The 20136-nt window shown below is 34.8% G+C and carries 17 protein-coding genes and 2 tRNA genes; 11 read left to right on the forward strand and 8 right to left on the reverse strand.

Annotation, left to right across the window (positions count from 1 at the left end):
* Positions 1 to 6: 6 nt before the first annotated feature.
* The 4 genes from NPX36_RS06795 (at position 7) to NPX36_RS06810 (ending at position 3640) form a co-directional block, all read left to right on the forward strand.
* Entirely contained in the window at positions 7 to 960 is a 954-nt protein-coding gene (locus NPX36_RS06795; RefSeq protein WP_257500654.1) for an L-threonylcarbamoyladenylate synthase, read from the forward strand.
* Positions 961 to 1046: 86 nt separating this feature from the next.
* Complete coding sequence (locus NPX36_RS06800) at positions 1047 to 1712, forward strand: hypothetical protein (protein ID WP_257500655.1); 666 nt, start codon at positions 1047 to 1049, stop codon at positions 1710 to 1712.
* A 48-nt stretch (positions 1713 to 1760) separates the two neighbouring features.
* The gene (locus NPX36_RS06805; protein WP_257500656.1) at positions 1761 to 2573 is read left to right on the forward strand and encodes a DUF2490 domain-containing protein; all 813 of its coding nucleotides are present in this window, start codon (positions 1761 to 1763) and stop codon (positions 2571 to 2573) included.
* A gap of 104 nt (positions 2574 to 2677) precedes the next feature.
* Positions 2678 to 3640, forward strand: coding sequence for a sodium-dependent bicarbonate transport family permease (locus NPX36_RS06810; RefSeq protein ID WP_257500657.1), 963 nt, complete (start codon positions 2678 to 2680; stop codon positions 3638 to 3640).
* Positions 3641 to 3735: 95 nt separating this feature from the next.
* Here the strand turns inward: NPX36_RS06810 and NPX36_RS06815 are convergent, their stop codons facing one another.
* From NPX36_RS06815 to NPX36_RS06830, 4 genes are all read right to left on the reverse strand, one after another.
* Positions 3736 to 5358 carry a SulP family inorganic anion transporter gene (locus NPX36_RS06815; protein WP_257500658.1) on the reverse strand — a complete coding sequence of 541 codons (1623 nt, stop codon included), beginning with the start codon at positions 5356 to 5358 and terminating at the stop codon, positions 3736 to 3738.
* Between the two features lie 68 nt (positions 5359 to 5426).
* Positions 5427 to 5759: a hypothetical protein gene (locus tag NPX36_RS06820; RefSeq protein ID WP_257500659.1), complete on the reverse strand. Its 333-nt coding sequence runs from the start codon at positions 5757 to 5759 to the stop codon at positions 5427 to 5429.
* 107 nt (positions 5760 to 5866) lie between these two features.
* Positions 5867 to 5937 (reverse strand) — tRNA-Gln (locus NPX36_RS06825).
* Between the two features lie 30 nt (positions 5938 to 5967).
* Positions 5968 to 6038 (reverse strand) — tRNA-Gln (locus NPX36_RS06830).
* 183 nt (positions 6039 to 6221) lie between these two features.
* Between NPX36_RS06830 and NPX36_RS06835 the strand changes: the two genes are divergently transcribed.
* From NPX36_RS06835 to NPX36_RS06845, 3 genes are read left to right on the forward strand one after another with little or no spacing between them, the layout of a single operon-like run.
* Positions 6222 to 9545: a DUF2723 domain-containing protein gene (locus NPX36_RS06835; RefSeq protein ID WP_257500660.1), complete on the forward strand. Its 3324-nt coding sequence runs from the start codon at positions 6222 to 6224 to the stop codon at positions 9543 to 9545.
* Positions 9546 to 9592: 47 nt separating this feature from the next.
* A complete protein-coding gene (gene thiL / locus NPX36_RS06840) occupies positions 9593 to 10645 on the forward strand; it encodes a thiamine-phosphate kinase (RefSeq protein ID WP_257500661.1) in 1053 nt (350 codons plus the stop codon).
* A 10-nt stretch (positions 10646 to 10655) separates the two neighbouring features.
* Positions 10656 to 11816 (forward strand): hypothetical protein, encoded by a 1161-nt coding sequence (locus NPX36_RS06845; RefSeq protein ID WP_257500662.1) that lies wholly within the window; start codon positions 10656 to 10658, stop codon positions 11814 to 11816.
* A gap of 103 nt (positions 11817 to 11919) precedes the next feature.
* Here the strand turns inward: NPX36_RS06845 and NPX36_RS06850 are convergent, their stop codons facing one another.
* Entirely contained in the window at positions 11920 to 12870 is a 951-nt protein-coding gene (locus NPX36_RS06850; protein ID WP_257500663.1) for a mechanosensitive ion channel family protein, read from the reverse strand.
* 71 nt (positions 12871 to 12941) lie between these two features.
* Positions 12942 to 14135 carry a C1 family peptidase gene (locus NPX36_RS06855; RefSeq protein WP_257500664.1) on the reverse strand — a complete coding sequence of 398 codons (1194 nt, stop codon included), beginning with the start codon at positions 14133 to 14135 and terminating at the stop codon, positions 12942 to 12944.
* A 563-nt stretch (positions 14136 to 14698) separates the two neighbouring features.
* Between NPX36_RS06855 and NPX36_RS06860 the strand changes: the two genes are divergently transcribed.
* Complete coding sequence (locus NPX36_RS06860) at positions 14699 to 15592, forward strand: IS982 family transposase (protein ID WP_257498120.1); 894 nt, start codon at positions 14699 to 14701, stop codon at positions 15590 to 15592.
* Positions 15593 to 15602: 10 nt separating this feature from the next.
* Here the strand turns inward: NPX36_RS06860 and NPX36_RS06865 are convergent, their stop codons facing one another.
* Positions 15603 to 15896: a hypothetical protein gene (locus NPX36_RS06865; protein WP_257500665.1), complete on the reverse strand. Its 294-nt coding sequence runs from the start codon at positions 15894 to 15896 to the stop codon at positions 15603 to 15605.
* 162 nt (positions 15897 to 16058) lie between these two features.
* Between NPX36_RS06865 and NPX36_RS06870 the strand changes: the two genes are divergently transcribed.
* A complete protein-coding gene (locus NPX36_RS06870) occupies positions 16059 to 16523 on the forward strand; it encodes a hypothetical protein (protein WP_257500666.1) in 465 nt (154 codons plus the stop codon).
* 83 nt (positions 16524 to 16606) lie between these two features.
* Here the strand turns inward: NPX36_RS06870 and NPX36_RS06875 are convergent, their stop codons facing one another.
* Positions 16607 to 18511 (reverse strand): S9 family peptidase, encoded by a 1905-nt coding sequence (locus NPX36_RS06875; RefSeq protein ID WP_257500667.1) that lies wholly within the window; start codon positions 18509 to 18511, stop codon positions 16607 to 16609.
* Positions 18512 to 18662: 151 nt separating this feature from the next.
* Here NPX36_RS06875 and NPX36_RS06880 point away from each other — a divergent pair, with 151 nt between their 5' ends.
* The gene (locus NPX36_RS06880) at positions 18663 to 19349 is read left to right on the forward strand and encodes a DedA family protein (RefSeq protein WP_257500668.1); all 687 of its coding nucleotides are present in this window, start codon (positions 18663 to 18665) and stop codon (positions 19347 to 19349) included.
* Positions 19350 to 19381: 32 nt separating this feature from the next.
* Positions 19382 to 20071 (forward strand): monofunctional biosynthetic peptidoglycan transglycosylase, encoded by a 690-nt coding sequence (gene mtgA, locus NPX36_RS06885; protein ID WP_257500669.1) that lies wholly within the window; start codon positions 19382 to 19384, stop codon positions 20069 to 20071.
* Positions 20072 to 20136: the final 65 nt, after the last annotated feature.

Genomic DNA, 20136 nt, shown 5'->3' on the forward strand with positions numbered 1-20136 from the left:
AGAAAAATGATTACAAAAGATATTCAAAAAGCAATAGAAGCATTACAAAATAATGAGTTGATAGCGCTCCCAACCGAAACGGTTTACGGTTTGGCAGCAAATGCTTACAACGAAACAGCCATTAAAAAAATTTTTGAGCTTAAGAAAAGACCGTTGTACAATCCTTTAATTGTGCATTTGCATTCATCAGAACAATTAAAAGAAGTAGCAAAAGAAATTCCGCAAAGAGCAAAAATTTTAGCCGAAAAATTTTGGCCGGGATCCCTCACTTTAGTATTGAAAAAGCAGGAGCATATTCCTGATTTGGTAACGGCAGGAAAAGATACTGTGGCGGTAAGAATTCCGCAGCATTTAGTTGCATTGGCGTTATTGGAGCAATTAGATTTTCCGTTGGTAGCACCTAGCGCCAATCCTTTTGGGAGCATTAGTCCTACTTCTGCACAACACGTTTGGGATTATTTTCAAGACAAACTGCCCGTTATTTTAGATGGTGGAAATTGTGCAAACGGAGTAGAATCTACCATCGTTGGATTTCGGGGCAATGAAGCTGTTTTGTACCGGCACGGTTCGGTATCGGTAGAAGAAATAGAACAGATGATTGGCAAAATAGAAACCATAACTCACAACGATACCACGCCCGATGCACCGGGAATGCTTTCAAAACATTATGCCCCTAAAACGCCTGCGGTACTTACGGAAAATATAGCAGCGGAGGTGGCAAAAAATGCCGGGAAAAAAATGGGTATTTTGGTGTTTAGAAATGTTTTGGAAGGAAAAGAAATAGTACACTGCGAAACGCTTTCGCCTAAAGGCGATGTAAAAGAAGCTGCCAAAAATTTGTATGCTGCTTTGCATCGTTTAGATGCAATGGATTTGGACATCATTATAGCCGAACGCTTACCTAACCACGGATTGGGAATTACGTTAAACGACAGGCTCAGCCGCGCTGTGAAGAGGTAGAAAGATATTGTTTAAAAATTAGAAATTTAAAAGCGGACAAGCCGAACACCGTTTTAAGAAGTAGGCAAAACATAATATTACTTAATATGAATAAGAAATTAATTTTAGGACTGCTTGTATTTGCGGGGATTGTGAGCTCATGCAAACAAGAAAATGAAAAAAAGCAAGAAGAAATCAACACAACCACATCTCAAACAAGTGAGGAAGTACAGAAAGTAATCAATGAATTGGGGTTAGTTTACGTTGAAGAAGGTGCTCAGAACATCATTACTTATGAGGAAGTGAATGCTGCCCAACAAGCTTGGTGTGATGCGCTAGTGCGAATAGGGCAAATAAAAGAAGAGGGAGGAGATTACCGAGCGTATGCAAACCAAGTGCTTTCCGAAGCATATAACTATGATCAAGGAAAGGTGTTTTTTAAACCAACATTAGCTTTTGGTGATCAAACTTTTCGAAATGATAAAAAAGGAGCACTGTCTTACTTTATTGGAGGGGATCCAGATTATCCTAATGACAAAGGTTTTGCTTTAGCACCTTGGGTAAAAGCAAGGTATGATAATGCGGGAAATAATAATGAGGGTATTCAAATTTATGGATCAGTTGCTATCACAATGGGCAATGTATGGGTAACAGACAAAAACGGAAAAGAAGTGATGGTTGATAAAACGTGGGTCTTTAGAAAGGGAAAAGACGGAAAACTACGAATTATTGTACATAAATCATCTTTACCATACAATCCAGAAGCGAAATAAATTTATAACAAGGTTGGGTTCACTAGCCCAACCTATATCTTTTTATAAATGACACGTATTTTTTATTTCATTATAACAGCTTCAATCGTTTTATTTTCTCATCGGGCATATTCACAAAATAACAGATTAAGTGATCGGAACACAATTGGTTGGTACAATTATTTTGGAACTTTTAAGTTGTCGGAAAAGTTTGGAGTACATACTGAATATCAATGGCGTAGGAACGATATGATTGAAGAGTGGCAACAAGGTTTGTTAAGAGTAGGGGTAAACTATCACCTAAACCAAAGAGTTTTATTTAGAGCGGGTTATGCTTGGATAGAAACGTATCCTTATGGCGATATTCCTTTAAATGGTTTGGGTAGAGATTTTACAGAACACCGTTTATTTCAAATGGTTCAGCTTTCACACAAAGAAACAATAGTCGATTTCTCTCACCGGTTCATGTTGGAACAACGATTTGTGGGCAGGTATTCTTCGGCGGAAGTAAATAGTGAGGATGAATTTCCACTTTTACACCGAATGCGCTATATGATTCGTTTGCAAATGCCGCTAAAAGGTAAACAAATACAAGATAAAACACCTTATTTAGCAGCATATAATGAACTATTTGTTGGATTTGGTAAAAATGTGAATGCTAATGTTTTTGACCAAAACAGAACAGGGCTTTTGTTTGGTTATCATTTCAATAAAAATTTGAGGATAGAAGCAGGATACTTCAAACAAATTGTGCAATATGGAAGATCAATCAATAACCAGAACGTGTTCCAATATAACAATGGATTTATTTTAAATACCAACTTTAATTTTGACTTGACAAAGTCTGATAAAACCAAAAATGTTTCCATAAAAAATAATTAAAAAAGTTACATCAACAATTAATTCATTACGCCTGTTTTTTTCTGTAAGAAGACGCGTGGTTATGAAAAATAACTTTAAAAAATCAACTATATAAACAAATACGAATGAATTTTGATTTATTGATAGAAAATTTAACCAATCCTGCACTGTTGTTTTTTGTGTTGGGGGTAATAGCTGTAATGGTGAAAAGCGATTTGGAAATACCGCCCAACTCTTCCAAATTTATTTCTTTATACCTGCTTTTTGCTATTGGGTTCAAAGGCGGTCAGGAATTATCGCACGAGCATTTTACAGCAGAAATTGGTTGGTCCATGCTTTTCGGAATTGCTTTATCGCTGGTGATTCCGCTGTACACATTTTTTATTTTAAAGAAACGCTTATCGCTCTATGATGCAGGAGCTATTGCAGCAGCTTATGGCTCGGTAAGTGCCGTCACTTTTGTAACGGCTGCAAGTTATTTAGAAGCGCAGCAATTGACCTTGCACGGTCATATGGTAGCCATTATGGCACTGATGGAATCTCCGGCAATTATTATGGGATTGGTACTCATTTCGGTTTTTGGGAAAGAGGAAGGCAATGAAATCAAAAAAAGAACCGCACTTAAACATTCATTTACCAACGGAAGTGTGTTGCTTATTTTAGGAAGTTTGGCAATTGGCTTTTTAGCAGATGTTAAACAAGCGGAAGGTATTAAACCATTTACCAACGATTTATTCAAAGGGTTTTTAGCCATTTTTTTACTAGATATGGGAATTACTAGCGGACGAAAGCTAAAATCTTTTTTCTCTTTCGGCTGGTTTCCTATTTTGTTTGCGGCGATTATTCCACTGATAAACGGCTGTTTGGTCGCCTGGATAAGCGCTTGGGTTACCCCTGATGTTTCTAACCGTTTTATTTTTGCTATTCTTGCGGCAAGTGCATCTTACATCGCCGTACCCGCCGCTATGAAAATATCTGTACCAAAAGCCAATCCGGGATTGTTTCTCCCAATGGCATTGGCAGTTACTTTCCCTATGAATATTACTTTAGGAATGCCATTGTACTTTCTGGTGGTGCAAAATACTTAAATAGTCAATAACTATTAATGTGTTGGAGTTATAGTTAAATTTAGCACAATAAAATATTACTTTGATAGTATATTCAATTATTGTGCTAATTCAACTTACATTGCTTTTTTGTGATTGATTACTACATGCGAGTTTTGGTCGTTTTCGTAATCGCGATAAGATGTTTTAAAACCAAGTAATTCTACTTGTATGTTTTCTTCTTTTGCGCGAACATTTGCAAAATCTTGAATCATTTCTAAAACATCAGTAGTGATATAGGATGTATTGCGGGCATCAATAATCACTTTTGAATCGGGATGAATGTTTTTAAGGGTTTTTTTAATGGCCGCTTTGTTTAAAAACGAAACCTCTTCGGCTAATTGAATGGTGATTTCATCGGCATCATTCAGTTTTTCACGGCTTAGGTAGTACGCTCTTTTCATATTTCCTTGCAAAATATAAATAATCGAAATGGCTAAACCAATACCTACACCCTTTAATAAATCGGTGAAAACTACGGCTAAAACAGTAGCCACAAAAGGTATGAATTGATATTTGCCATTGTGCCAGAAATGTTTGAAAGTTGCAGGTTTTGCCAATCTGTATCCCACTAAAATTAATACAGCAGCCAATGTTGCCAACGGTATTAAATTTAATAAAAAAGGAATGGATAGCACACAAGCTAGTAACAATACTCCATGAATAATAGCCGATGCCTTAGATGTGGCACCTGCGTTGGCATTTGCAGAACTGCGCACTACAACCGATGTCATTGGTAAACCACCTATTAACGAACTTATTAAGTTGCCAATTCCTTGTGCTTTTAGCTCTAAATTGGTATCGGTGATGCGGCGTTTGGTATCTAATCGATCCGAAGCTTCAATGCACAATAAGGTTTCAATAGATGCCACTACAGCAATGGTTGCGCCAATTACCCAGACTTTTGGATTGGTAAAACCACTAAAATTGGGCAGTGTTATTAAATTTTTAAAATCTTCAACAGTTTGCGGAACCGGAAGGGGTACTAAATGTTCGGCACCAATAGCCAAAAAACTATTTGTTGCCACAAAGAACTGATTCAATAAAATACCTGCTATTACAGCCACCAATGCTCCTGGCAACATTTTAATGCGTTTTAATATCGGAACGCGTTCCCAAGTGAGCAAAATAGCAATCGAAACAATGGTTACAACAACAGCTCCTGGGTGAATATCATCAATTGATGATTTAAAATACTGAACTAATTCTTTAAAGTATTCTAAGTTAATTCCTCCGTTAAAAAGCTTTTGGTTTCCTTCATAATCTGTATCTATTCCAAATGCATGTGGTATTTGTTTTAAAACGATAATGATACCAATACCGGCAAGCATTCCTTCGATGACATTATTTGGAAAATAATTAGAGATGCTTCCTGCACGAATAAAACCCAAAATCAATTGCAAAATACCTGCGATTAATCCTGCACAAAGGAACAATTCAAAGGCTTTTACATCGCCTCCCAAATCCGTAATGGCGGTTAATATAATGGCAGTTAAACCCGCTGCAGGTCCGGTTACAGATATGTTGGAATTACTGAGAGACCCCACCACAATACCACCAATGATACCGGCAATAATCCCAGACAATGGCGGTGCACCCGATGCCAATGCAATGCCCAAACAAAGAGGTAAGGCAACTAAAAATACAACCAAACCAGGTGCAAAGTTCTGAGACAACTCTGCTTTAATACTTTTTTTCATAAAATCTATAATTAATTACATGTATAATTTTAGCATTTTGTTCCTGTGCAAAATACCAAATGCGATCATTATAGTTGTGGTTCAGGAGGTGGTGAAGGAATTTTAAAAACTAATATGTTACGAAGCTGTTGGCTGCATAAAAACAAAGAGCTGTTAAGTGCTTTTTTTGAACTAAACAAAACCTTTGCATTGCAAAAAAAGTGGTATTTTATTTCTTTTTCCTCTTCTTCGTTAAGGTTGTTGTTATTGTTTTTCGGTTTACTCTTAGACTGTGTTTCTTCTTCTTCATTCACTATCAAAGAATAAGTGTCCATATCGCTGTTTAAGGCATAAGAAATTGTGGGTGCAAATAAAAAGCACACGAATAATAATAATGTGGTAATATTGAAAAACTTAAACATATCTAGCAAATGTAGTTTAAAGTTTTCTAAATGAGAATAATTGTAGGAATAAATGTTAAAGAATTTTGGCTAGAAATAAAAAAACATCCTTGAAAGGATGTTTTTTGTTGGTCTACTAGGACTCGAACCTAGAACGACTGAACCAAAATCAGCTGTGTTACCATTACACCATAGACCAATGGTATTGTGTGTAAAGAAGTCTTATTTGTTGGCCTACTAGGACTCGAACCTAGAACGACTGAACCAAAATCAGCTGTGTTACCATTACACCATAGGCCAATAAAACTTGTGCAGTATAAAAAACCGTATTTGGTTAAATATTGCGAGTGCAAATGTAGTACAAAAAAAGAAAAGTGCAACAAAATCGTAGAATTTTTTTAAAAAAAATCTAAAAAAGCGCATCAATAAAAAAAAAACGTTTTCTTTGTAGTTCCTACTAAAAAAGTACAAAAAAAAGCTATTATGTTGACAATCAATTTTAAAAAATGGAATACCATCATCGGATGGATTGCATTTTTAATTGCACTTGCAGTTTATACCATCACTTTAGAGCCCACCGTTAGTTTTTGGGACTCTGGCGAATACATTGCTACTTCTGCAAAATTAGAAGTGGGTCACCCGCCTGGTGCACCGCTTTTTCAAATGCTGGGAGCATTGGCTTCAACGTTTGCCAGTTCTCCCGATAAAATTGCTGCGGCTGTAAATATGGTTTCGGCTCTTTCCAGTGCCTTTGCTGTGTTGTTCATGTTTTGGTCGGCAACCAATATTTTAATGAAAGTTGTTAAAATAGGTACCGAAAAATTATCAAACAATACCGTAATCGCAGTTTTAGGCAGCTGTTTAATTGGTGCGTTAACCTTTACTTTTTCAGATACTTTTTGGTTCAGCGCGGTGGAAACCGAAGTGTATGCCATGGCAACTTTTATGTTGGCTTTATTACTGTGGCTTGGTTTGCGTTGGATTGATGCGATTGATGAGCCCCGAGGCAACAAATGGTTGTTGTTGATTTCATTAGTTATAGGAATGTCTTTCGGTGTGCATTTTATGGCATTATTGGCAATACCTTCCATTGGTTATTTGTATTTCTTTAAAAAATATCCGCAGGTAACTGTTAAAAATTTCATCATTGCAAATATTGTAGTGGTAGCTATTTTGCTGGTTGTTTTTGGATTTCTACTTCCATATACCATGATTTTCTTCGGAAAGTCTGAAATCTTTTTTGTAAACTCAATTGGACTTCCGTTCAACGCAGGTTCTATCATAGCATTTGCAATCGTAGTTTCGTTATTTGTTATTGGATTAAAACTTACTCGCCAAAAGCAAAAACAGTTTGCAAACACCTTGATACTAAGTGTGATGTTTATCTTTATTGGGTTTTCGTGTTGGTTAATGTTGCCAATACGCGCGAACACTCAAATTCCAATTAATGAAAACAAACCGTCGGATGCAGCTGAATTATTAGCTTATTACAATAGAGAGCAATACGGTTCGCGCTCGTTGTTTTACGATACCTATTTTACCATTAAATACGGAGCTGGCGATGCATTAGATCCCTCAAAACCTTACAAAGACGGTAAACCCAATTATGAACGCGATGAAACATCGGGCAAATACATTATGGTTACCGATGGAAAAGGGTCAGAGCCAAACTATTCCAGCCGCTTTAAAGGATTTTTACCGCGTGTTTGGGAGCCCGATATGGCTGTGAACTACATGACTTATACAAAACCGATTGACTTTAAATTGAAACCTGAGTTTGCTTCAGAACCTCAATTAATGGAAATGGCATCGCAGTTAAAAGCTCAAGTGCAGTCTGGAAGAATGTCGTTGCGTGAATACGATGATATTTTGAGACAAATGGGCGAATATATTGATATTGACAAACCCGGTTTCTTTGATAATATGAGTTTTATGTTCAATTATCAGTTTGGATATATGTACACACGCTATTTAATGTGGAATTTTGCAGGCCGACAAAATGATATTCAAGGTTATAATGATCGAATGAATGGAAACTGGATTTCGGGGATTAAGTTTTTAGATGAAATTCGTTTAGGTTCACAAGAAAATTTAACCAGCGATATGCTGAACAATAAAGGGCGAAACGTGTATTATATGTTGCCTTTTATTTTGGGCTTGGTTGGATTTATTTTTCACTACCGCAAAGATCCAAAAACGTTTTATGTGTTGTTGGCATTGTTCTTATTTACAAGTTTTGCATTAAAAATATTCTTAAACGAACGCCCTTTTGAACCTCGTGAGCGCGATTATGCAGTAGTAGGTTCGTTCATGGTTTTCGCTATGTGGGTAGGTTATGGTGTGTATGCGATATACGAATTTTTATCAAGCAAAATAAACGCAAAAATTGCCTTACCGTTGGTTTTAGGTGTTACGCTTTTGGCATCGCCGGTATTAATGGCATCTGAAAATTGGGACGATCACGACCGTTCCGATAAATATACCGCTTTAGCTTTAGGTAGAGCTTATCTAGATTCATTAGATAAAAATGCAATTATATTTACTATTGGCGATAACGATACCTTCCCGCTTTGGTATTTGCAAGAAGTAGAAGGATATCGTACCGATGTGCGTGTGGTTTGTACCACTTTGTTGCAAGCGGAATGGTATATTGACCAAATGAAAGTAAAAGCACATCAATCAGAACCTTTGAAAATTCGATTCAATCACAAACAATATGCTGGTGAAAACATGTATTATGCGGCAGTTGCACCAACTGTTGATGAGCGCTTTGATTTGAATACTATTTTAGAATTCATTGCATCAGACGATCCAAGAGGAAAAATGGAAACCGAACGAGGAACATTCCTTACCCGTATTCCAACCAATAAATTCAGTTTGCCTGTTGACAAAGAAAAGGTTCTGAAAAATGGAACCATATCCCAACAATATGCTGATGAAATTGTAAATGAAATTCCTATTGATGTGAAAGCAAATGCTTTATATCGTATGCGCATTATTATGTACGATATCATTGCGAACAACAATTGGGACAGACCTGTTTATTTTACAGGAGGATCTATCACAGACGAAGATTTCTTGTGGATGAAAGATTATCTGCAGTTAAATGGTCTGGTATATAAATTGGTTCCAATGAAAGCAGAACGTACATACGATATGCATCCATTGTATATTGGTTCTATTGATACCGATAAAATGTATGAAACAGTAACCAACTGGTATTGGGGTAATTTTGGAAGCCCAAATATTTATCACGATCCGGAAACCCGCAAAAATTCAATGAATTTTAGAATCAACTTAGAGCGTTTGGCTACACAGTTGGTGAAAGAAGGTAAAACAGAAAAAGCTAAGAAAATTGTGGATTTAGCAATTCAAAATTTCCCGATAGAATATTATTTGCCAAACGATCGAACAGCGAGTTATTTTGCTGTGGAGCCATTTGCAGATTTGTATTACGTGTTGGGCGAAAAGCACAAAGCGGCAACACTTGCAACTAAATTGTTTACCAAAGCCGAAGAAAATTTGAATTTCTATAAAGAAATGAAATTAAACGAACAGCGCGAATTTGGAATGGACATTATTAACGCATTTGAAACCGCATACCGTATTATTGATAATTGCAAATTGCATAAAGATACCGCTACGGTTGCTGCACTCACCAAGCGAATTGCACCGTTTGAAAAACATTTCAACCGCTATTTGAATGCTTATAAACAGCAACAAGAAGCCGAAGCTGAAATGATGCAACAAGAGCAACAAATGTTAAGAGATTCTGCCACACAAACAGTAGATTCGGTAAAACAATAAATCATAAAAGACGGTAGAAATACCGTCTTTACTAATTAAAACAAGCAATGTTAGAAAATAAAGATCAAAACAAAACACCACTTGCACAATTGGGTGAATTTGGTTTAATCAATCAGCTCACAAAGCATTTTTCCATTCAACAAGAATCAACCCTAACATCAATAGGTGATGATGCTGCCGTTTTAGATTTTAAATCGAAAAAAACAGTCGTTTCAACCGATTTATTAATAGAAGGCGTTCACTTTGATTTAAGTTATATGCCTTTGAAGCATTTAGGATATAAAGCAGTGGTTGTGAACCTATCCGATATTTGTGCGATGAACGCTGTGCCCACGCAAATTACGGTTTCTATCGCAGTTTCCAACCGATTTCCGTTAGAAGCAATCGAAGAATTATATGAAGGCATTCGTTTAGCATGTAATTTTTATAAAGTAGATTTAGTAGGAGGGGATACCACATCAAGCACCACAGGTTTGTTGGTAAGTGTCACCGCTTTAGGAGCTGCAAACGAAGATGAAATCACTTATCGCTCAGGTGCCAAAGAAAATGATTTATTGGTGGTAACTGGTGATATTGGGTCGGCATATATGGGGTTGCAGGTGTTAGAACGTGAAAAACAAGTTTTTTTGGTAAATCCGCAAAACCAACCCAATTTAGAAGATTATTCTTACATAATTGAGCGCCAATTAAAACCAGAAGCCCGTACCGACATTAAAGAGCTTTTGCAGAAATTAGATGTGAAACCAACATCGATGATCGATGTTTCAGACGGTATTTCCTCTGAAATCATGCATATTTGTAAAGCATCGAATGTAGGCTGTAATTTATACGAAGACAAACTGCCTCTTGACCCGCAGTTAATAAACGTTTGCGAAGAATTTAATTTAGACAGTACCACCATTGCTATAAACGGCGGCGAAGATTATGAATTATTGTTCACAGTGTCTATGAACGACTTTGAAAAAATCAAAGGAAACCCGCATTTATCAATTATAGGACATATAACAGCCGAAAACGAAGGCATACATTTAATAACCCGCGAGAATACTAAATTGGCACTAAAAGCCCGTGGTTGGAACGCATTAAACCAAGAAAAATAAAAACATGATGATGAAAAATATTTTTACTTTTTTGCTGATTCTGATATCAACTAGTATATTAGGTCAGACCAAATATGAGTTAGGCTATTACATTGACCAGTCTGGTAATAAGATTGAGGGCGAAATTTCTGAAATAAGAGCCGATAAATTTCCATCAGAATTTTATATTAAAAAAGACAATCAACAAATTAAGATGGAGACCAAGTTTGTAAACGAGATTAGTTATGGAGCTGTTTATTTTGTAAAAAAGAGATTTAAATTCGATCCAAGTGTACGCTATGAAATTGGAAATCTTGATTTTAATAAAAATTTAAATTTAGTCGAAACTGAAGATTTTTTACAACGCTTAGTAGATGGTCAATACACATTATATAGATATATTCATAATGGAGTTGCAAGCTATTTTTATCAGCGTGGCGATAACGAAATTACTACTTTAATATATAAAAAGTATCGTGGTAAAAATTATACCATAAATGAAAATAATGACTTTAAAGTGCAATTATTGCACGATGTAAAGAATAACAAATACAACAATTTAGATGATTATTTTACTTTAAGATATACACAAGAAAATTTAGAAGACTATTTTAAAGAAGCCAATGGAATATCATTTAATAGGTTAAAGAAACAAAAGGTTCTATTTAATTTTTTTGTAGGCTATTCTATGCACACTATGGATTTAAACTTTTTATCAAATATTGATCAAAAAACACATAATGGCTTAACCGTTATGCCCGAGTTAGAGTTTATGTTTAACAGGTTTGCTATAAACCCAACTAGTTTTTACGTCAATGGTAAGTTACACACTTTCAAAAGTGAATTTATTGAAGAATATGTGAGAGAGAATTGGCATCATACCGTTGATTATAAATCTTTGTATGTTTCAATAGGTGCTAAGCAATATTTTATGTCATCTCCAAATATTCAATTTTATGGTAAGTTTGGTGTAGGAATTAATAATCCCATTAAATATAAAATCAACTCTCCTGAAGAAGCTAGAAGGTTAAGATTAATTGTTTTAGATAGATTTGCTGGTGGTATTAATACAGGTTTGGGAGCTAAATTGTTCAATTCAATCCTGGTTGAAGTTAATTATGATTTTGTGTTTAATACTTTATATATAAATAAAAACACGGCATTGAACTTTAAGATTGGCTACACCTTCTAAAAAAAAACGCAAAGTTTACAAGTTGTAAACTTTGTGTTTTTTCTTCATTACCACCCTAAAAAACTCCAATCTATAACGGAATAGTTTAGGTTTATGAATTGGGTTATTTTATTTCCGGTTTTTCGCCAATAATACGCATTTCTTGCTGAGGGAACGGAATATTGATACCTGCTTTGTCTAGAGCAACTTTTATTTCTTGTTGCAAGCTGTTGCGTGCAGCCCAATAATCGTCTTTGCTTGCCCATGCACGAATGGTTAAGTTTACGGAACTATCTGCTAATTCACTTACAAAAACATCGGGTGCGGGTTCTTTAATAACGCGTGGATCATTGTTTAAAATATCTAAAATCACTCTTTGTGCGGTTTGGATATTGTCTTCGTAACTAATACCCACAAGATATTCAAAACGGCGATTGGTTATTTTACTAAAGTTGCGAATCACCGAGTTTGCTAACGCCCCGTTCGGGCTAAAAACTTTAATCCCTTGTGCTGTGGTTAAGGTAGTGTACAATAAATCTATTTTATCTACTGTGCCGTCTGTTCCAGCTGAATTTTCTATATAATCACCTACTTCAAATGGTCGGAATAATAAAATCAACACGCCACCTGCAAAGTTTGATAACGATCCTTGCAACGCTAAACCTACTGCCAAAACCAAACCAGATAATGCTCCTAAAATAGCGGTTGTTTGGAAACCTAAGTTAGCGGCAACCGATAAAAACAATAAAGCATATAAAATAAATTTGATAATCGATAGTAAAAAACCTCTCAATGACACATCTACATTGCGCTTTTCAAATCGGTTTTTTACAATTTTTAAAACGGTTCTAATGATGAATAGACCTACAATAAGAAAAAGTATTGCTTTTACAACTGCGGGAATTGCATCTATAAGCATAGCAATGAATTTTTCCATGTAAATTGAAGCATCGTTTACAACGGACGTTATTCCATCTTTCATAGTTTCAGGTTTTAAATCGTTTACTAATTGTTTTTCTTCTGCTGCCAAAGACAAAGAATCTTTAGCGGCTTGAATAATGGTATCTTTTTTCATTTCATTTTTTTATTTACAAAAATAAAAAAAGAGATGCGGAAAACATCTCTTTCTTTCGATTTAACTTTTGTTTAGATAGCCAATTTCTTAGTAATGGCTTTGGGTAATGCATTTTTATGCACCATGATATCGGTGGCTTTGTATTTCATAAACTCTTTGGTCATATACAAATAGCCTTTATAGTCGTTTGATAACCCCCAAGAGTTTTTAACAATATAATACTCTTTACCGTTTTGATCTTTTGCAATACCTACAATGTGCATACCGTGATCGTCAGTGGTTTCATAATTGTCAAATGCTTTTTGGCGGTCTGCATCGGTTACTTTTTTCTCTGGCTTTGGTCCGTTGAACATATCTGCTTTTTGTTCTGCAGTCATTTGAGCAAAATCAATTTCAGGAATATAGGCTACACCATTTTTCCAACTGAATCCTTTTTCAGAAACATCACCACCCCACGCAACTGTATATCCGTTTTTCAAAGCATGATCAACAATTTCTACCAATTCATCTTGTTTCACGTTCCAAACTTGGTCAAACGCCCAATTGTCTGGTACTAATAAAGTGAATTTTGTATACCAAGGATATTCCTGAAAAGAAGAAATTTCTACATAATCATCTGGGTTGATCCCTACTACTTCATCGGCAAACGTTTTTGGGGTATATTTTTTTCCTTCATACATAAACTCTTTCGGAGCTTCCCCTAAATAGCTGTCAATAACTGCTGTGTATGCGTTTAACCAATTTTCTGAAAGCTTATCGTTTTTAACAACCGATGCCAAAACCGATTCAGTCATTTTGCTCATTTCAGAGAAATTGTTGCGTGTTTGTCCTTCTTGCAATCCAGTGTATGCCGAACGAGGAACAGTTCCGTATTTTTTGTACATATTCATTACATCGTGAAAAGCACCGCCTTCGCCCAAGGTAACTGCACCGTGCATTTTTACATACATTTTGCCTTTTTCGATATATGCATTACGAGCTGTGAAAATTTGAGCCAATTCTACGGGTTTTTTACCCATACGAATCATTTCCGATTCTATAAACGAATTTCCTGAATAACTCCAGCAAGTTCCAGAAGAACCTTGATCTTTAACCGAAGTGTTTTCTAAATTAATTACATCGGTAAACGTAAAATGAGCTTTACTGTTGGCACTTTGATTTGCTTTTACTTTATTCATTAAATCGTCTTGTGCCGATACATTTGAAGTTGCAGCTAAAGCAATTAATACCGCCGCAAAAAATGGTTTTAATTTTATACGAAACATATTTGTTATTTGAATATTTTAATAGTAAGTACGAATTTATGGAATTTGTTACAGATATTGATTGATAATTTTGATTTATTGTGACCAACTTTGTCAAAGTTCCAAACTTTGACAAAGTTTAATTATATTATATTTCAAATATTCTAAAATTGATAGGTTCAAAAGATGAACTATTGTCTTCTGGACTTTCAATATGAATGTCCTTCAAAATTATGAAGTCTCCAGATTTTAGCGTTGATATAATCTTTTTTTGTTCTTCATTAAAAACTCTGGAATTATAAGTTTTACGAAGTAATATATTATTTTTACTAACAACGATCATTTCATATTGGACAATATTTAGCTGCATGCTGATTGAATACTTGTCTAAGTATATCATTAATCTTTCTGATAAATTATAGTTAGATTTACCATTTGTATATGGACAAATCAGTTCTATTTCAGGTTTAATGGTCTCTACTAACCTGAGTTCGATTATTATTTAGGATAAATATATTGTATAAAAAAAGAAATAGTTGTATATTTAATTATCTGATTGTTAAATATTTAAACAACTATTTCTTATGGTTAATTTCGATAAAATTACAGAAATTTTTTGTCTTGTTGATGAATTTTGCCAGCAATTTTTTCCTTTTCTTGAAAAAAACAGTATTGGAAACAAATCTAAAAGACCCCCAATGATGTCACCCAGTGAAATAATAAGTATTATGATTCTTTTTCATTTGAGCGGTTTCAGATGCTTTAAGCACTTTTACATTTTCTATATTCAAAAACATATGCAAGCTGAGTTTCCTAAAACAGTGTCTTACAATAGATTTACAGAGCTTATGCAATCCAACATACTTCCGCTCACAATGTTTTTAAAAACCTGCTGTATGGGCAATTGTACAGGTATTTCATTTGTTGATTCCACTCCAGTAAGGGTTTGTAAAAACAAGCGAATCAAAAACAATAAAGTGTTCAAAGATATAGCTACCGTAGGCAAGTCCACTATGGGGTGGTTCTATGGGTTCAAGCTTCACTTAATTATCAATGAAAAGGGTGAAATTCTAAGCTTTACTATTACACAAGCCAATGTAGATGACCGTGAACCTCTTAAAAATGAAGGATTTCTCAAAGGGATTTTCGGAAAACTCTTTGCAGATAAAGGGTATATCTCTAAAAAAATTGCAGACATATTATTTGTTGATGGTGTTCATCTAATCACACAACTTAAAAACAATATGAAAAACTGTTTAATGACCTTGTCTGACAAAATACTATTGAGAAAACGTTCTGTTATTGAAACAGTTAACGATGAATTGAAAAATATGTGTCAAATTGAACATTCAAGACATAGATCTATTGGAAACTTTCTTACAAACCTTATTTCGGGTCTAATTGCTTATTCATTTTTTCCTAAAAAACCTTCAATACAATATAATGAACTAAAAACAAATCAGTTAACAATGTTCTGATTAATCGAACTCAGGTTACTAAATAAACATTTTTAGCAATTAATTTATCTTTAAAAAAGACATTAATAGTTACAATGTCTTTAATTTTTGGTCTAACTGATAATTTGCAATTGTCAATTACATGAAGATCTGCATTTTGTGCTTCGAATCTTATTTCTCTGCAATCAATATCATTTGTAAGAAAATCAATAGGGTTTTCAAAATCCAATAATAAAGTGTTATTATTTGGATTGCTTAGAATAATTTTCTGAGCAAAACAAATATTATTTAGAATAAAGAGGATTAGTAAAAATATGTTTTTCATGGTTGATTTATAAAAAAAAATAAAAGTAAAATTAAAAAAAATCATCAAGTTTAAACCTGAAGGATAATCAAAGTTCCAAATTTTTCAAACTTTTGATACTAATTTAGATGTAAAATACGTTTATTTACAAATGAATTTTAAAGAACTCTATTTATGAAAAAAATGCTTTTACTAATAATTGTAATTTTTAGTGGTTTATCTTCACAAGCGCAAACATGGGAAGATAAAGTAAAGAATGATCCGGCTTATGAAAAGTATAAAGAAGAAGCTTTAAAGTTTTATTGCTCTGAAGATTACATTAAAGAAATGTATCTCGGTAGTTATTTCATTGAAAAAATGGGAAAGTCTATCCAAAATTACGATTTTAAAAATTTTGAAAAATGGATTACTGAAAACTTAGATAAAACTACTTTTGTAAACAAGGAAGAAGCTTTACAAATATTTAATGAGCGGAGTGCATTAAAAAGTAAAAATCAGCCTGAATCCAATAGACTTTCAAAAGAATTTGATAATTTGGGCGAAAAATACGGTTATGATGAGTTTATGGAATTTGAAAATAAAGAAGTCCATAATGTAGCCTTTGAAAAGTATTATTCATTTAAACAAAAGCAAAAAACCTTCAATTAATTTTGAAGGTTTTTTTGATATTTATTCAACTTTGTCAAAGTTCCAAACTTTGACAAAGTTTTTTTTAACCTACAACCTACAACCTACAACGTTTCTTTCAACCATTTAAAAAACTCCGTTTGCCAAACTAGTGCATTTTGCGGTTTCAGCACCCAGTGGTTTTCATCGGGTAAATAAACAAATCGGCTTTTAATACCTTGCAACTGTGCCGCTGCAAATGCTTCCTGCCCTTGACCAATCGGCACGCGGTAATCTTTACCACCGTGGAAAATCAAGATAGGCGTGTTCCAGTTTTTTACCAACAAAATGGGGTTGTGTTGGTAATAGGTTTTTGCAATGTCTTTATTTGTTTCAGCATCCCAATACGCACCGCCTGCATCCCAATTAGGGAAAAAAGTTTCTTCAGTTGTTCCGTACATGCTGTGTAAGTTAAACACACCGCAATGCGCAATAAATGTTTTAAAACGGTTTTCGTGTATGCCTGCTAAATAATAAACCGAATAGCCACCGTAACTTGCACCAACCGCTCCTAGGCGTTTGCTATCAACATATTTTTCTTTAGAAAGAGCATCGATTGCAGAAAGGTAATCGTCCATGGCTTGTCCGCCCCAATCTTTTGAAATGGCTTCGTTCCATTCCACACCAAAACCTGGTAAACCGCGACGGTTGGGCGCTACAATGACATACCCTTCTGCTGCCATTAACTGAAAATTCCATCGAAATGAATAAAAAGGCGATACCATAGACTGTGGACCACCTTGGCAATATAATAAAGTCGGATATTTTTTGTTAGGATCAAAATTTGGTGGAAGAATCACCCAAACCAGCATTTTTTTACCGTCGGTTGTTGTTACATAGCGTTTTTCAATCTTGCTTTTGGCAATTTTACTGTACGTTGCATCGTTCACATGCGTTATTTGATTCCAAGTTTCTTTCTTTAAATCAAATGAATAGACTTCAGCTGCCGAGTTAAAATCGGTGCGGGTTACCACTATTTTATCATTCGCAAAACCTACAATGCTTGCAACATCAAACACCCCATTGGTTAACTGTTTTACTTGTATTGCAATTCGTGTGAGCCCCGGGAAATTTACTTCAAACAACTGATTTGTTCCATCAACGGGTGCAATAAAATATACTTTTTTACCGTCGTTGCTCCAAACATAACTGTTTACAGTGCCATCCCAACCACTGGTTAAGTTGATATCAATGCCTTTATGGCGTACAATAATATCGTTTTTATCGGCTTCATAACCATCGTTTTTCATTTGCAACCACGTTAAATCGCCATTAGGAGAAAAAGTTGGGTGCGTATCGTATCCTAAATTATCTTTGGTTAAATTATCGGTTTGTTTGGTGTCTAAATGATATTCATACAAATCGGTATTGGTGCTGATAGCATAGGCGGTTCCTGCTTTCTTTTTAGATACATAAATCACCGATTTTCCGCTTGGATGCCAAATATAATCTTCATCGCCACCAAACGGAGCTTGCGGACTGTAATAAGGTTCGTCTTGCAACAAATCGATTTTTTCGTTGGTTTCCAGATTTGTTACAAAAACGTGGTTGAAAGATCCATCGTTGTCTTTGTCCCAATGGCGGTAATCCAAACCGTCGTACACATACACATTCGCTTCTTTTAATTCCGGATAGCGGTCTTTTCCTAAAACCTTGTTTACCTTTACTTCTTCGGCAGATAATTTGAATTTTCCGTTGGGCGAAAGATTTCTGTCTTTTATCAAACCATCCGCACTTTCAAGCAGTTTTGCATTCTTTCCATCGATTGAAATTTGATAGGTTTTATATTCCATTGTGTTTTTATCCACATTAGGAAATCCCACCTTATAAATTAAAAAATCGCCTTTTTCTGTGATGCCAACCGGGTTTACTCTGCCTAATTGCCATAATAATTCTTTAGTGAGAACTTGTTCTTGTGCATTCATATTCAAAGCAATAACCGATAATGTAGCTACTAAAATTCGTTTCATGTAAACATTTGTTTTTAATTGACGCTAAATTTACGAAATTCTAAATGATAAAAATTCCTTAAAGTTTTGTTTTTATGTGAATGCTATCCCTAAAAACTAAAAAATATTAAGTAATTTCACGCTCGAAAAAATACTACGTAATTCATTCATAATGGAAGATTTTAACTGGGGCGATTTAATCAATCCTGAATTCTACATAAATTTAGAAATAGCGGGCCATAAAATTGGCTTGTACGTTGTTTTGTTTATTGTTTTTGCAGAAACGGGCTTGCTTGCAGGTTTCTTTTTGCCGGGCGATAGTTTGCTTTTTTTATCGGGAATTTACAGCAAAGCTTTGTTAAGCGAAGTAGTGGTTATTGAGAGTGATTTTTTAAATGTTTTAGGAGTGGCTTCGTTGGTTGCTTTGGCAGGAATCATTGGTAATTTGTTTGGCTATTGGTTTGGCTCTAAAAGTGGCAATTATTTGTATCAGAAAGAAGACGGTTTTCTATTTAAAAAGAAGTATTTGTTAGAATCGAAAGCTTTTTTTGAAAAACACGGCGGTCGTGCCATTATTTTTGCCCGATTTTTACCCGTTGTTCGCACCTTTACACCTATTATTGCAGGTGTGGCTAATATGGAATTTAAAAAGTTTTTGTTCTACAATATCATTAGTTCGATTGCATGGGCTTTTTCACTGATTTTTGCCGGACATTATTTGTATCGCTTTCTATTAGACAGTTATGGGTTTGATCTAACACATTATATTGAGTATATTATTCTTATTATCATTATAATAACAACTGTTCCATTTGTTGTGAAACTGATCAACAATAAAAGAGCAAAAAATAAAAAATAGGGAGTATATTTACATCCCTTTTTTTATGTATTATGATTAAGAAAGTTTTAAGATTCATAGGCAAAGTACTTTTATACTTTTTCGGTATTAGTATAGGATTAGTGGTGCTTTTTAAATTTGTTCCTGTGCCCTTTACGCCGTTAATGTTTATTCGCACTTTTGAACAAATGGGCGGCGACAAAGATTTGGTTTGGAAACACGATTGGATTGCAATCGATGAAATGGGAATTCCTATACAAAAAGCCGTAATTGCGAGCGAAGACGGTAAGTTTACCACCCACAATGGCTTTGATGTAAAAGCGATTGAAAAAGCATATAAAAACAATCAAAAAGGAAAAAAGATAAAAGGGGGAAGCACCATAAGCCAGCAAACCGCCAAAAATGTTTTTCTTTGGCCGGGAAGAAGTTACTTGCGAAAAGGTTTAGAAGCCTATTTTACGGTTTTAATCGAAATTGTCTGGGGCAAAGAACGCATTATGGAAGTGTATTTGAACTCTATTGAAATGGGCAATGGAATTTATGGAATCGAAGCAGCTTCGCAACATTGGTTTAAAAAACCAGCAAAAAATCTTACCAAAGCCGAAGCCGCCGCTATTGCAGCCATTCTTCCCAATCCAAGAGTTTACAAAGCAAAAAACAGCTCGCGATACATCGAGCGTAGAAAAAACGCCATTAAAAGGCAGATGAATTTCTATAATAACCCTAATTACAATGGCGAATAAAAGTGCTTAGAAAGCGGTTGGTATTTTGATGTATTTATTTTTTTGTAACTTTACATAAATTCAAA

The organism is Paenimyroides aestuarii (genome assembly GCF_024628805.1).
GTDB classification, from domain to species: Bacteria; Bacteroidota; Bacteroidia; order Flavobacteriales; family Flavobacteriaceae; genus Flavobacterium; species Flavobacterium aestuarii_A.

Bases quoted from the DNA above. Each gene is read 5' to 3' on its own strand.
- NPX36_RS06795 (WP_257500654.1), top strand. From the start codon at position 7: ATGATTACAAAAGATATTCAAAAAGCAATAGAAGCATTACAAAATAAT.
- NPX36_RS06800 (WP_257500655.1), top strand. From the start codon at position 1,047: ATGAATAAGAAATTAATTTTAGGACTGCTTGTATTTGCGGGGATTGTG.
- NPX36_RS06805 (WP_257500656.1), top strand. From the start codon at position 1,761: ATGACACGTATTTTTTATTTCATTATAACAGCTTCAATCGTTTTATTT.
- NPX36_RS06810 (WP_257500657.1), top strand. From the start codon at position 2,678: ATGAATTTTGATTTATTGATAGAAAATTTAACCAATCCTGCACTGTTG.
- NPX36_RS06815 (WP_257500658.1), bottom strand. From the start codon at position 5,358: ATGAAAAAAAGTATTAAAGCAGAGTTGTCTCAGAACTTTGCACCTGGT.
- NPX36_RS06820 (WP_257500659.1), bottom strand. From the start codon at position 5,759: ATGTTTAAGTTTTTCAATATTACCACATTATTATTATTCGTGTGCTTT.
- NPX36_RS06835 (WP_257500660.1), top strand. From the start codon at position 6,222: ATGTTGACAATCAATTTTAAAAAATGGAATACCATCATCGGATGGATT.
- thiL (WP_257500661.1), top strand. From the start codon at position 9,593: ATGTTAGAAAATAAAGATCAAAACAAAACACCACTTGCACAATTGGGT.
- NPX36_RS06845 (WP_257500662.1), top strand. From the start codon at position 10,656: ATGAAAAATATTTTTACTTTTTTGCTGATTCTGATATCAACTAGTATA.
- NPX36_RS06850 (WP_257500663.1), bottom strand. From the start codon at position 12,870: ATGAAAAAAGATACCATTATTCAAGCCGCTAAAGATTCTTTGTCTTTG.
- NPX36_RS06855 (WP_257500664.1), bottom strand. From the start codon at position 14,135: ATGTTTCGTATAAAATTAAAACCATTTTTTGCGGCGGTATTAATTGCT.
- NPX36_RS06860 (WP_257498120.1), top strand. From the start codon at position 14,699: ATGGTTAATTTCGATAAAATTACAGAAATTTTTTGTCTTGTTGATGAA.
- NPX36_RS06865 (WP_257500665.1), bottom strand. From the start codon at position 15,896: ATGAAAAACATATTTTTACTAATCCTCTTTATTCTAAATAATATTTGT.
- NPX36_RS06870 (WP_257500666.1), top strand. From the start codon at position 16,059: ATGCTTTTACTAATAATTGTAATTTTTAGTGGTTTATCTTCACAAGCG.
- NPX36_RS06875 (WP_257500667.1), bottom strand. From the start codon at position 18,511: ATGAAACGAATTTTAGTAGCTACATTATCGGTTATTGCTTTGAATATG.
- NPX36_RS06880 (WP_257500668.1), top strand. From the start codon at position 18,663: ATGGAAGATTTTAACTGGGGCGATTTAATCAATCCTGAATTCTACATA.
- mtgA (WP_257500669.1), top strand. From the start codon at position 19,382: ATGATTAAGAAAGTTTTAAGATTCATAGGCAAAGTACTTTTATACTTT.